The organism is Thermasporomyces composti, from assembly GCF_003386795.1.
Classification (GTDB): Bacteria; Actinomycetota; Actinomycetes; order Propionibacteriales; family Actinopolymorphaceae; genus Thermasporomyces; species Thermasporomyces composti.
The window spans coordinates 3,730,756-3,743,397 of sequence record NZ_QTUC01000001.1 but is presented as its reverse complement, the minus strand read 5'-3'; the positions used below and the strand labels follow the sequence as shown (position 1 = coordinate 3,743,397).

Below are 12,642 nucleotides of genomic sequence, written 5' to 3'. Positions count from 1 at the left end.
CCGCCGGTGATGCGCGGACGCACGACACGCCGTCGTGACAGGAAGAGGCCACCATCAGCCGGTCGCGGCGGACGACACTCAGCTCGGGCTGCCGGCAGCCCGTTCCCGCAGCGCTCGCCGGTGCTGCTCCAAGGCCACGAGCTCCCCGAACAGCCGGTTGTACTCGTCCGTGCGCTCGATCGGGTTCATCCGCTGGAGCCGGCGCTTCACCTCAGCGATCCGTCGGGAGGTGGCGAGCTCCTGCACCCGCGCGAGGAGCGCCTCGGCGTAACCGACGTCCGGTGTGCGGCTGGCGTGGAACGACTCGACAGCCAGCGCGGTGATGAGGTTCCGCACCCCCTCGTCGGCGGCGTGCTCGGTCAGTGCGGCCAGCCACCTCTCGCCGCCGGGTGACGTGCCGGCGCCACCGGCGGCGTGCACCGCGCGACGGACCGCGACGTAGGCGGGATGGCTGAAGTCCTCGTCCTCGAGCGTGTCGAACGCCGGACCGACCAAGGTGGGTGACTGGACGACCAGCTTGAGCAACTCACGCTCGGGGAACAGGTTCCGGTCGTTCGGATCGGGAAGCGGCGTGGCCGGCGCGCCCGAGCGACCACCCCGAGCCGCCCGCACCGGAGCACCGTTGCGTCGCGCCCCCCGGGTGTTCCGTCCCTGCGCCGCCAACACCTTGTCGACCTCGGCCCGAACCTCCTCGACGTCCATGCCGAGCATGCCGGCCAGCTCGCGGGCGTAGGCGATGACCTTCGCCTTGTCCCTGACGTGGGCGACCAAGGGGGCGGTGGCGCGCAGCGCGTCCACCCGACCGTCGGCGCGATCGAGGTCGTAGCGCTGGAGTCGGGTCTCCAGCACGAACCGGTAGAGCGGGACCCGGCGCGCGATGAGGTCGCGGACCGCCGCGTCGCCGTGCTTGAGCCGCAGGTCGCAGGGGTCCAGGCCGGACGGCTCGACCGCGACGTAGGTCTGGGACACGAAGCGCTCGTCGCTGCCTTCGAACGCCCGCATCGCGGCCCGCTGGCCGGCCTCGTCACCGTCGAAGGTGAAGATCACCTCGCCCAGGAACTCGTCGTGGTCGAGCATGAGCCTGCGCAGGACCTGCGCGTGGTCCTCACCGAACGCGGTGCCGCACGTCGCCACCGCGGTGGTGACACCGGCGAGGTGACAGGCCATCACGTCGGTGTAGCCCTCGACGACGACAGCCTGGGAGCGTCGGGCGATCTCCCGACGAGCCAGGTCGACCCCGTACAGCACCTGGCTCTTGCGGTAGATCGGCGTCTCGGGAGTGTTGAGGTACTTGGCTTCGATCCGGTCGTCGTCGAAGAGCCGGCGCGCCCCGAAACCGACGACGGCACCGGACAGGTCCCGGATCGGCCACACCAGCCGGCCACGGAAGCGGTCGTAGCGTCCGCGAACACCGGACGACACCAGACCGCCGGTAATGAGCTCCTCGTCGCTGAAACCGCGACCACGCAGGTGCCGGAGCAGCGCCGTCGACTCGCGCGGCGCGTAGCCGACGCCGAACATCTCCGCGGCCGCGCGGTCGAAGCCGCGGTCGGCGAGGAACGCGCGTCCCGGAGCCGCCTCGGGTGAGGTGTGCAACTGCTCGGCGTAGAACTCCGCCGCCGCCTTGTGCGCCTCGAGCAGGCGCGCGCGACTCCCGTGCTCACGGCGCTCCGAGCGGCCCCCGTCGACGTAGCGCAGGGTGATACCGGCCCGGGCCGCCAAGCGCTCGACCGCCTCGACGAAGCTGAGGCCCTCGATCTTGCGTAGGAAGGAGATGACGTCGCCGCCCTCGGCGCAGCCGAAGCAGTGGAACGCGCCGACGTGCGGACGAACGTTGAACGACGGGGTCTTCTCCTCGTGGAACGGGCACAGCCCCTTCAGCGATCCTCCGCCGGCGGGACGCAGTGTGACGTACTGCGAGACGACCTCGTCGATGCGGGTACGCTCGCGGACCAGCGCGATGTCCTCGTCGCGGATCCGGCCAGCCATGGTCGGAGTCTACGACTCCACCGACCGCCCGCCGGCGGCCGGCCACACGGCGTGCCGTAGCGGGCAGCTGACCCTCCGCCACCGCGCGCCGCCACGACGACGCGGAGGACCGGGCGTGGCGACCGGACGCCAGCGTTCCTTGACATCCCGCCCGTCGAGCTCCGGAGACCACCGCCGCGTCACCACGAATTCGCGTACCGCGAAATTTGTGCCCGACATTCGCCGTCGGTCCTTCCGCGACCATTCTCGGCTTGCGGCCATTTAGTCACCGACACCGACCTCCCCGGGTACGGTTGTGGTGGCCGTGGAGAAGGGAGCGACAAAGACGGTGGTCGCACTCTAGACGTTCAATACACATTTGGTTCTCGACGCGACCGGTCTCACTGGATACGAATCGAACCGAGGTCTCGTCGAGCGACTTTCTCAATTCTTCGCCGGCATTCTGGACGGTCGCTGGTGAACGCGCGGTCCCGCGGGAGACGACCGCCGTGGGACGAAGTCACGACCGAGACGTGGGGGGATTCTCGTGTGCGGTATCGCGGGTTATGTGGGGCTGGGCGAGCTCGAAGGCGCGCCGCTGCTGGACGTGATGAACCAGGCGCAGCGACACCGCGGCCCGGACGGCCAGACGACCTACGTCGGCGAGCGGTTCGGCTTCGCCCACCAGCGGCTGGCGATCATCGACCGGGCCGGCGGCCAGCAGCCCATGGTGTCCCGGGACGGTCGCTACGTGCTCATCTACAACGGCGAGGTCTACAACTTCCGCGAGCTGCGGGAGGAGCTGGCGCACCTGGGCCGGGAGTTCCGCACCGCCTCGGACACCGAGGTCGTCCTGGTCGCGTACGAGGTGTGGGGTCAGGCGGCCTTCGATCGCTTCAACGGCATGTTCGCGCTCGCCATCGCCGACACCACCACCGGAACGGTCGTGTTGGCCCGCGACCACTTCGGGATCAAGCCGCTGTACCTCGCGACCGGCGTCGCCGGCGAGGCGCTGTTCGCCAGCGAGATCGGCGCGTTGCTGGCCACCGGGCGAGTGGCGCGCCGTCCGGACGACCGCACGATCTACCGCTACCTGCGCTACCGGGTCCACGACGACACCGAACGCACCTTCTTCGACGGGATCACCCGCCTGCTGCCGGGCCAGGCCGCGACGATCACCCCGGACGGCAGGGTGCACGTGCGCACCTACACCCGCCTGTACGAGGAGCTGCGGGACCTCGCCGAGCGTAATGAGCCGTACGACGAGGACGCGCGGCGCCGGTTCGCGGAGGCACTGACCACCGCGATCGAGCAGCGGCTCGTCAGCGACGTCCCGGTGGGCACCGCCCTCTCCGGCGGACTGGACTCGTCGACGATCGTGGCCACGCTGAACCGGGCACTCGCCCGGCATAGCCGCGACACCGAGTCGCTCGGCCCGCGCCAGCAGACCTTCTCGGCGATCTTCCCGGGTGAGCTCAACGACGAGGAGCGCTACATCGACGCCGTCGCCGCGACCTGCTCCGACTCCCTGGTCGTGCACAAGGTGGCGCCCAGCCCGCAGCGCTTCATCGCCGACCTGAGCGACTTCCTCCGCACCCAACAGGAACCGGTCGTCTCGACCGCCCCCTACGCGCAGTACTGCGTGATGCGCGAGGCAAGCAAACACGTGACCGTCATGATCGACGGCCAAGGGGCCGACGAGCTCCTCGCCGGTTACGCGGCGTACCACCTGGTCTATCTCCGCCACCTGCGTCGGACCGGTGGCTCGGTCCGGGCCGCCGGCGGCCTCGCCCGGTCGCTGGACGTGCTGTGGCGGATGGGTCGCTTCCGGCTGTTCGACCGACTCCACGGACGTGACTCGCTCACCGTCACCGACATGCTCGCGCCCGCGTTTCTGATGGAGTACGCGGACGAACGGTTCGACGTGGTCCCCGACGACATCAAGCGCCGGCTCGAGGACGACGTGTTCCGCCACAGCCTGCCGTGCCTGCTGCGCTACGAGGACCACAACACGATGCGCTTCTCGATCGAGGGTCGGGTGCCGTTCTGTGACGTGGACTTGATGCGCACGCTGTGGGCGATCGATCCGAAGGCGATCGTGTCGGGCGGCTGGAACAAGCGGGTGCTCCGCGACGTGACCGCCGACCTGTTGCCGCCGGACGTCCGACACCGCCGCAACAAGATCGGCTTCACCATCCCGGAGCGCACGTGGTTCCCGGTGCTGGCCCGGGAGTTCCGCGCCATCCTGAGCTCCCCGTCGTTCGGGACTCGCCCGTACTGGCACCAGCCCACCGTCGTCGAGGCGTTCGACAAGCTGGTCGAGCGCCGCGCGGCGTCCGAGACCATGCTGTTCTGGCGGCTGCTCAACGTGGAGCTGTGGCTCCGCACCTTCATCGACAACGACCCGACGAGCACGATCGTCGGCGAGCGGGTCGACGTCCAGGTCTGAGCGAGGGACAGCCCTCTGGGCCCGCCCGCACCCAGCGCGGGCACGCCCAGAGGGGTCAGGCCCGACGTCGGCGTGCCCGGGCGACGACGTCCCGGACCATCGCGAGGACGTCGGTGACCTCCTCGATGCCCGTCCACCAAGCCAGCGCCAGGTAGGCGGCGAGCAGGACGACACCGCCCACGACGACCGCGACCAAGGCGCCGAGCGCACCGTCGCCCAGCGCGAGGGCGCACAGCACGGCCACGCCGAAGGCCACGACGGCGGCGACGAGTGACGCCGCCCCCACCCGCAGATGGGTGCGCAGCAATCGACGCCCATCAACGTGGCCCCAGCGTCGCCGCAGCACGGCCAGGTTGACGGCGAGGCCGACCCAACAGGCGATGGAGTACGCGGTCGCGACACCGACGGTGCGCCAGCGGATCGGCAACGTCGCGTCGGCCACGACGGCCAGGGCGATGCTCGTCGCCACCAGAACGGTCTGAGTGAACAACGGGGTTCGGGTGTCCTCGAACGCGTAGAAGCCGCGGAGGCTGACGTACTGGCCGCAGAACCCGACCAAGCCGACCGCGTACCCCATGAGGACGTAGCCGATCACGCGCGCACTCTCGGTGTTCATGGCGCCGAAGTGGTCGAACATCGCGACACACATCCACGGGCCGAGCGCGAGGAACGCGAACGCGGCCGGCATGACGGCCGCGGCGGTCGTGCGCAGGCCTTGGGAAAGGTCCTCCCGGACCGCGGCGATGTCTCCGATGCTGGCCGACCGGCTCATCTTGGGCAGCAGGGCCGAGACGATCGACACGGCGATGACGCCGTGCGGCAGCTGCACGATCGTGTACGCGTGGAGGAAAGGCGTGAGCCCGTAGCCCACTCCGTCGCCATAGGCCTGCTCGGCCGCGATGCCCGCGCCCGTGGTGAGCCGGGCCGAGACGAAGAACCACACCTGGTTGACGACGACGAAGCCGATGGTCCACAAGGCCAGTCGCCCCGACTTGCCGAGGCCGGCGCCCCGGAAGTCGAAGCGGGGACGCAGCCGGAAGCCGGTGCGCGCCACGATCGGGACCAAGACCAGCATCTGGGCCGCGATGCCCGCCGTGGAGCCGATCCCCAGGAGGGCCTTCTCGCCGGCGCTGATCTCCCCCGGGGTGTGGGCGCCGGAGATGCCGATGTATGAGGTGAAGACGGCAATCGAGACGAGGTTGTTCAGGACGGGTGCCCACATCATGGGGCCGAATCGACCCCGCGCGTTGAGCACCTGGCCGAGCAGCACGAACAGCCCGTAGAAGAGGACCTGCGGCAGGCAGTACCGCGCGAACGTCACCGTGAGATCGAAGTAGGGGCGATTCTCCGGAGCCGCCAGAGACGAGCTGGCGTACAGCGACACGAGCCACGGTGCGCCCACGACGGCGAGGACGGTGACCGCGAGCAGGATGAGGGTCGCGACGGTCAGCAGTCGCTGTCCGAACGCCTCGCCGCCGTCTGGGTCGCGGGTCATCGCCCGAACCAGCTGGGGGACGAAGACCGCGTTCAACGCCCCACCCGCCACCAGGATGTAGAGCGCGTTCGGCACCGAGTTGGCGAGGTTGAAGGCATCCCCGAACAGCGCGGTGCCCAGCGCCCAGACGAGGACGAGCGTGCGCACGAATCCGGTCACCCGCGAGACCACGGTGCCGATCGCCATGCCCGCGCTGGCTCGCAAGAGCTCGACGTCCGGCGCCTTGTCCGCGACCCGCTCGCTCACGGCCCGCCCCCGTCCCCTAGCTCGTCAAGTTCCGTCACCGATGTGGCCAGTCTTTCCACACCAGCCCACGGCTGCTCCGCAGTCGATAGTGTCGGACGAAAGTCCACGAATGTATCAGGGTGTCAATCGCTCAATCTTTACGCGCCTCTCCCGCCTTCCGCGTCGATCCAGATTTTTGCCATTCAAGGTTCGGATCGCTACGACGTGTCTATTGTCGAACTGACCTGGTGACCGCCACCGAAAAGAGCCACACAGCCAGGTCGGGAAGAGGGCGATCATGGCGTTCAGAAACCGTGAGTCCGACAAGCGGCGGTACGGCGACATCGTCTACTACGACCGAGGCACGGTTTCGGTGGACGGCCGAGCCTACCAGCGTCTCGCCGTGCAAACCCACTTCGTGACGCCGGGGGAAAGCTACGTCGACCTGCTGGCGAGGTACGTCAAACCTCTCTTCCAAGACGGCGACATCGTCGTCTCGGGAGAAAAAGTCGTATCGATGTGCCAGAACAACATTGTCAACCGACGCGAGATTCGCGTCGGATTCCTGGCGAGGACCCTGTCGAAGTTCGCCAGCTCGGGCGACCACGGCGTGGCGATGGACGAGCCGTTGAAGCTACAGCTCGCCATCAACCTGGCCGGACGGCCTCGCATCCTGCTGGCGGCGTTCCTGAGCGGCGTGACGAAGCTCTTCGGGCGCTCCGGGGTGTTCTACCGCGTCGCCGGTCATGGGATCGCCGGAATCGACGGCTTCTACCAGCGCTCTTCCTTCGACTTCTACAAGGACAACGCCATCTTGAACCCGATCGACCCGGACGGTGTCACCGAGGAGGTCTACGCGCGGCTGGGCATGCCGCTGGTGATCGTCGACGCCAACGACTTCAACGTCGAGGTGTTCGGCACGTCGAGGGCCCTGCGAGACCAAGATGAGGCCTTCATCAAGGCCATCAAGGCCGTCCTGCACGACAACCCCGCCGGGCAGTCCGACGAGATGACGCCGTTCCTCCTCATTCGCCCGCAGCCGGCGCACGTGTCGGCCTCCTGGGATGCCGGCCCGCCCGCCGTCGCTCGGACCGTCCCACGCGGCGCCGCACCCGTCTCACGGTCCGGGGAACTCGGAGCCAGTCCGGCCTAGGACCCTCCACGGGTGCCGCCGGTCCCCGCCACCAGGACCGGCGGCACCGTCACGCCGCAAGCTCGTCGGGTGCGACGGTCAGGTCGGCGTCTCGACCAGGGTGCGATGCAGCGCGAGTGCCGAGGCGTCGGTGAGGGACGCCACCTGGTCGACGATGACGCGAAGCCGGGCGGCGTCATCCGGCGCCGCCTCGAAGTCGGCTCGAAACGCCGGGTCAAGACCCTCGGGGGCCCGCTCCTGGAGGACGGCGACCAGTGCGTGGATGACCTCCCGCTGGCGTGCCAGCACGCTCAACCGCTCCTCGGAGCGCATGACGTAGCGTGCCGCGATCCCCTTGAGCACGGCGATCTCCAGCCGTGTCTCGCGCGGGACGACCAGGTCGGCGCGGTAGCGGGTGAGTCGCCCACCGCCGTAGGCGGCGTGGGTCGCCTCCTGCGCGGCCTGACAGAAACGCCCGATCAGCTGGCTGGTCATGTCCTTCAGCGCCGCGAGCGTGCGACGGTGCCCGTCGTAGTCACGCTCCGGCCAGTATCCGAAGGAGCGCAGGCGGTCATACGCCGCGTCGAGCTCGTCGTCCGTCGCGTCGGCGACATACCACTCGCGAACCACCTCCCACACACCGCGGCGTTCGGCATGGTCGGCGAGGCGAGCAAGGCGAATCCGCCCGGAGACCACACCGTCCTCGACGTCGTGGACGGAGTAGGCCACGTCGTCGGCGAAGTCCATCACCTGCGCCTCGACGCACCGACGGCTCCCGGTGACACCTCGGCGAAGCCAGGTGAAGACCTCGAGGTCGTCGTCGTAGACGCCGAACTTGCCCGGGACGTCCGGCGGACCCTCGCCTCGTCGCCAGGGGTACTTGGTGGCGGCATCGAGGCTCGCTCGGGTGAGGTTGAGACCCACGCTGCGCCCGGCACCCGGCTTCCCCGTGTCGTCGGGGGCGAAGGTCTTGGCTTCCAGGCGGGTGAGCACACGAAGGGTCTGGGCGTTTCCTTCGAAGCCGCCGATGTGGCGGGCCACCTCGTCCAACGCGGCCTCGCCGTTGTGCCCGAACGGCGGATGCCCGAGGTCGTGGGCCAGGCAGGCGGTGTCGACGACGTCCGGGTCGCAGCCCAGGGCTTGCCCTAGCTCGCGCCCCACCTGCGCGACCTCGAGCGTGTGGGTGAGGCGCGTCCGCGCGAAGTCATCCGCACCGGGTCCCACCACCTGGGTCTTCGCCGCGAGCCTGCGGAGCGCGGCGGAGTGGAGAACCCGCGCTCGGTCCCGTGCGAACGGTGTCCGACCTGCGCTCTTCGGCGGCTCGGCCACCCAGCGCTCCACATCGGCCGGACCGTAGCCACCGTCGTCAAACGTCCGCGAACCGCTCATCGACGCTGACCATAGCCAGTGGGCGAGCCCGTGAGCCGGTGCGGCCACGCCGCCACGCGGCCCGGTCACGTGTGGCGAGGCTGTCCGCATCTCGCCACGCGGTGAGACGACGCTCGAGCTTCTCAGCCGTAGCGTCGAAGCATGGCGACGACCCCCGATGCCCTCCTCGTGGAGTACGCGCACCTGCTTCCCACCGAGGCCGACGTGGCGTTCTATCGAACGCACGGCTACTGGATCTCTCCACCGATCCTGCCGTCGGACGTCTTGGACGCCGCCGAGCGAGGGATGGCCCGCTTCTACGCCGGGGACACGGACCGGTTGCTGCCCGATGGGTCAGCGCGTGTCGGGTGGGTGCCCGAGCACGGCGAGGTGTTGCGGAAGAACGACTACTCCTCCCTCGTCGTCGATGAGCTCGCCGCGTTGGTCCGCTACCCACTCCTCGCCGCCTGCGCGGCGCGGCTGAGCGGTACGGACACGATCCGGCTCTGGCACGACCAGCTGCTCTACAAGCCCGCTGAGGACACGGTGCCGGATGCCGGGAGGGGGAAGGCGAACGTCGGCTGGCACACCGACCGGCAGTACTGGCGGACCTGCTCCAGCACCGACATGCTCACCGCCTGGGTGCCTTTCCACGACGTCGGCGAGCGTGAGGGCGCGGTGTCGTTCGTCGACGGCAGCCACCTGTGGACCGAGGACGTGGTCCTCGACTTCTTCAACCCCGACTTGTCGACCCTCGACGCGGTTCGAGCCGACCACGACGTCCAGGTGGTCGTCGCGGAGATTCCACGGGGCGCGGTGAGTTTCCACCACTGTCGACTGCTGCACGGCAGCGGGCCGAACCGATCCGACGCTCCGCGACGGTCCATGGCGATCCACTTCCAGCCGGGCGACAACCACTACGTGGAGTACCGGCATCCGGACGGCACCCTCGCCTGGCATCCGAACGACCGCTTGGTCCGGCGTACCTCGGATGGTGTTCCTGACTACGCGGACCCGGTGGTGTGTCCGCGCCTGTGGCCACCTGCGATCTGAGTGGGTCCCGTCGCGGCGGCGCCCGCGACACGATTGAACACCGTCGCGGCGGCGCCCGCGACACGATTGAACACCGTCGCGGCGGCGCCCGCGACACGATTGAACACCGTCGCGGCGGCGCCCGCGACACGATTGAGCACCGTCGCGGCGGCGCTCGCGACCCGACTCGCACTGCCGCGACGCCGTCCGCGGACCTGAGGTGCGGATCGCTCAGCGGCTGTCGGAGCCGGGGTCGTCTCCGTGCAGGACGGCCGCGCGGCCGGCCTCCAGCCTGGCGATGGGGACCCGGAACGGCGAGCACGACACGTAGTCCAAGCCCACCTGGTGGAAGAAGCGCACCGACTCCGGGTCACCGCCGTGCTCGCCGCACACGCCGAGTTTGAGGTCGGGTCGGACCGCGCGGCCCTCCTCACAGGCCAGCCTGATCAGACGCCCCACGCCCTCGACGTCGAGGGTCTCGAAGGGCGAGACCGCGAAGATCCCCATGTCGAGGTAGGCGGGGAAGAACGCGGCCTCCACGTCGTCCCGCGAGAATCCCCAGACGGTCTGGGTCAAGTCGTTGGTGCCGAAGGAGAAGAAGTCCGCCGACCGAGCAATCCTGGCCGCAGTCAAGGCCGCGCGCGGCAGCTCGATCATCGTTCCGATCGGGATCGCGAGGTCGACGCCGGCACGCGCGGCGACTTCCGCGACGACCGCCGTCGCCTCCTCGCGCGCCCGCTCCAGCTCCTCGACGGAGCCGACGAGCGGAATCATGATCTCGACCTTGGGCTCCCCGCCCTCGGCGATCCGCTGGGCCGCCGCCTCGGCGATCGCCCGCACCTGCATCGCGTACAGCCCGGGTACGACGAGCCCGAGCCGCACGCCGCGGAGACCCAGCATGGGGTTCTGCTCGTGGAGACGCCGGACCGCGCTCAACAGGCGGGCGTCCTCGGCGGCTTCCTCGCCACGTGCCCTCGCCTCGGCGACGCGCACCGCCAGGTCGGTCAGGTCGGGCAGGAACTCGTGCAGCGGAGGGTCGAGCAGCCGCACCGTCACTGGCAGGCCGTCCATCGCCGCCAGGATCTCGATGAAGTCCCGCCGCTGGGCGGGTAGCAACGCCTCCAGCGCGGCCTCGCGCTCCGTGTCACTCTCGGCCAGGATGAGCCGCTCGACGTGGCGCCGGCGTTCCCCCAGGAACATGTGCTCGGTCCGGCACAGTCCGATGCCCGTCGCTCCCATCGCGCGGGCGCGCTCGGCGTCGGCTGGAGTGTCGGCGTTGGCTCGGACGCCGAGTCGGCGTCTGGCGTCGGCGACCTTCATGAGCCGGTCGACGGCCCGCACCAGGTCGTCACCGGAGGCCGGATCGAGTGTGCCCTCGAAGTACTGGACCACCGGCGAGTCGACGACTGGGATCTGGCCGAGGAAGACCTCACCGGTGGAGCCGTCGATGGACAGCACGTCGCCCTCGCGGACCACGACCCCGCCGGGCCCGGTGAGGGTGCGAGCGGAGACGTCGATGTCGAGTGCCTCCGCGCCGCACACGCATGTCTTGCCCATGCCGCGGGCGACCACCGCGGCGTGGGAGGTCTTGCCGCCGCGACAGGTGAGGATGCCGCGCGCCGCGATCATGCCGTCTAGGTCGTCGGGCGTGGTCTCGCGTCGGACGAGGATGACGTTCTCGCCGCGCCGTGCCCACTCCACCGCGGTGGCGCTGTCGAAGACCGCTCGACCGACCGCGGCGCCCGGGGAGGCGTTCATCCCCTTCGCGATGGCCTGCCGACGCGCGTTCTCGTCGAAGCGCGGAAACATCAGCTGGGCGAGCTGCCATCCATCGACTCGGCGCAGCGCCTCCTCCTCGTCGATCAGGCCCTCGTCGACGAGCTGGACGGCGATCCGGAACGCGGCGGCCGCGGTGCGCTTGCCGACCCGTGTCTGGAGCAACCACAGCTTGCCCCGCTCGATCGTGAACTCGATGTCGCACAGGTCGGCGTAGTGGGCTTCCAACCTCGCCATGATGTCGAGCAGCTCGTCGTAGCTGCGCTTGTCCAGCCGCGCGAGCTCCGACAACGGGACGGTGTTGCGGATCCCGGCGACCACGTCCTCGCCCTGCGCGTTGGGCAGGTAGTCCCCGTAGACGCCTCGGGCGCCGGTCGCGGGGTCGCGCGTGAAGGCCACACCCGTGCCAGAGTCGGGGCCGAGGTTGCCGAACACCATGGCCACCACGTTCACCGCGGTCCCGAGGTCGTCGCTGATGCCCTCCTGCCGTCGGTAGATCACCGCGCGTGGGGCGTTCCAGCTCTCGAAGACCGCGCGGATCGCGGCGTCCAGCTGGGTACGCGGGTCCTGCGGGAACTCCTGACCGGTCTCCTCCCGCAGGATCCGCTTGTAGGAGGCGACCAGGTCGCGCAGGGCGGCCGCGTCGAGGTCGACGTCGTGCTCGGCGCCGTGACGCCGTTTGGCGTCCTCCAACGCCTCGTCGAAGCGGGCGCCGTCGACTCCCATGACGGTCTTGCCGTACATCTGGATCAGCCGCCGGTAGGAGTCCCAGGCGAAACGCTCGTCGCCGGCCTGCCGCGCCAGGCCATGCACGGACGCGTCGGTGAGGCCGATGTTGAGGACGGTGTCCATCATGCCCGGCATGGAGAACTTCGCGCCGGAGCGCACGGATACCAGCAGCGGATCGTCGGGGTCACCCAGTCGGCGTCCTCTCGCCTGCTCGACGCGGCGTAGGTGCTCGGTGACCTCCTCGCGCAGGCCGGGCGGCTCCTCGCCGGTGGCCAGGTAGACCTGGCACGCCTTGGTGGTGATGGTGAAGCCGGGCGGGACGGGCAGACCCAGGTTGGTCATCTCGGCGAGGTTGGCACCCTTTCCGCCGAGGAGGTCCCGCATGTCTTTGTTGCCCTGGGAGAAGTCGTAGACGAACATCAGGGCGACCTCCTCCGCTGCCCTGCGTTACCTATGAGGCTAGGCGGA

Annotated in this window: 7 protein-coding genes; 3 read left to right on the top strand and 4 right to left on the bottom strand. The window is 69.6% G+C overall.

Annotation, left to right across the window (positions count from 1 at the left end):
• Nucleotides 1–78: 78 nt before the first annotated feature.
• Nucleotides 79–1,989, bottom strand: a complete 1,911-nt coding sequence (dnaG, locus tag DFJ64_RS16280) for a DNA primase (protein ID WP_115851221.1) — start codon at nucleotides 1,987–1,989, stop codon at nucleotides 79–81.
• A 526-nt stretch (nucleotides 1,990–2,515) separates the two neighbouring features.
• Here dnaG and asnB point away from each other — a divergent pair.
• Complete coding sequence (asnB, locus tag DFJ64_RS16275; protein ID WP_115851220.1) at nucleotides 2,516–4,417, top strand: asparagine synthase (glutamine-hydrolyzing); 1,902 nt, start codon at nucleotides 2,516–2,518, stop codon at nucleotides 4,415–4,417.
• Nucleotides 4,418–4,472: 55 nt separating this feature from the next.
• On the opposite strand, the gene murJ is transcribed toward asnB, so the two are convergent.
• Complete coding sequence (gene murJ / locus DFJ64_RS16270) at nucleotides 4,473–6,158, bottom strand: murein biosynthesis integral membrane protein MurJ (protein WP_115851219.1); 1,686 nt, start codon at nucleotides 6,156–6,158, stop codon at nucleotides 4,473–4,475.
• 277 nt (nucleotides 6,159–6,435) lie between these two features.
• Between murJ and DFJ64_RS16265 the strand changes: the two genes are divergently transcribed.
• Nucleotides 6,436–7,290, top strand: coding sequence for a coenzyme F420-0:L-glutamate ligase (locus DFJ64_RS16265; RefSeq protein ID WP_211310638.1), 855 nt, complete (start codon nucleotides 6,436–6,438; stop codon nucleotides 7,288–7,290).
• 78 nt (nucleotides 7,291–7,368) lie between these two features.
• Here the strand turns inward: DFJ64_RS16265 and DFJ64_RS16260 are convergent, their stop codons facing one another.
• Complete coding sequence (locus tag DFJ64_RS16260; RefSeq protein WP_170152640.1) at nucleotides 7,369–8,658, bottom strand: deoxyguanosinetriphosphate triphosphohydrolase; 1,290 nt, start codon at nucleotides 8,656–8,658, stop codon at nucleotides 7,369–7,371.
• Between the two features lie 141 nt (nucleotides 8,659–8,799).
• Here DFJ64_RS16260 and DFJ64_RS16255 point away from each other — a divergent pair, with 141 nt between their 5' ends.
• On the top strand, nucleotides 8,800–9,690 hold the full coding sequence (locus DFJ64_RS16255) for a phytanoyl-CoA dioxygenase family protein (protein WP_115851217.1): 891 nt from the start codon (nucleotides 8,800–8,802) through the stop codon (nucleotides 9,688–9,690).
• 210 nt (nucleotides 9,691–9,900) lie between these two features.
• Here DFJ64_RS16255 and ppdK read toward each other — a convergent pair whose 3' ends face one another.
• Entirely contained in the window at nucleotides 9,901–12,594 is a 2,694-nt protein-coding gene (gene ppdK, locus DFJ64_RS16245; RefSeq protein WP_115851215.1) for a pyruvate, phosphate dikinase, read from the bottom strand.
• Nucleotides 12,595–12,642: the final 48 nt, after the last annotated feature.

Bases quoted from the DNA above. Each gene is read 5' to 3' on its own strand.
- ppdK (WP_115851215.1), bottom strand. From the start codon at position 12,594: ATGTTCGTCTACGACTTCTCCCAGGGCAACAAAGACATGCGGGACCTC.
- DFJ64_RS16265 (WP_211310638.1), top strand. From the start codon at position 6,436: ATGGCGTTCAGAAACCGTGAGTCCGACAAGCGGCGGTACGGCGACATC.
- DFJ64_RS16260 (WP_170152640.1), bottom strand. From the start codon at position 8,658: ATGAGCGGTTCGCGGACGTTTGACGACGGTGGCTACGGTCCGGCCGAT.
- DFJ64_RS16255 (WP_115851217.1), top strand. From the start codon at position 8,800: ATGGCGACGACCCCCGATGCCCTCCTCGTGGAGTACGCGCACCTGCTT.
- dnaG (WP_115851221.1), bottom strand. From the start codon at position 1,989: ATGGCTGGCCGGATCCGCGACGAGGACATCGCGCTGGTCCGCGAGCGT.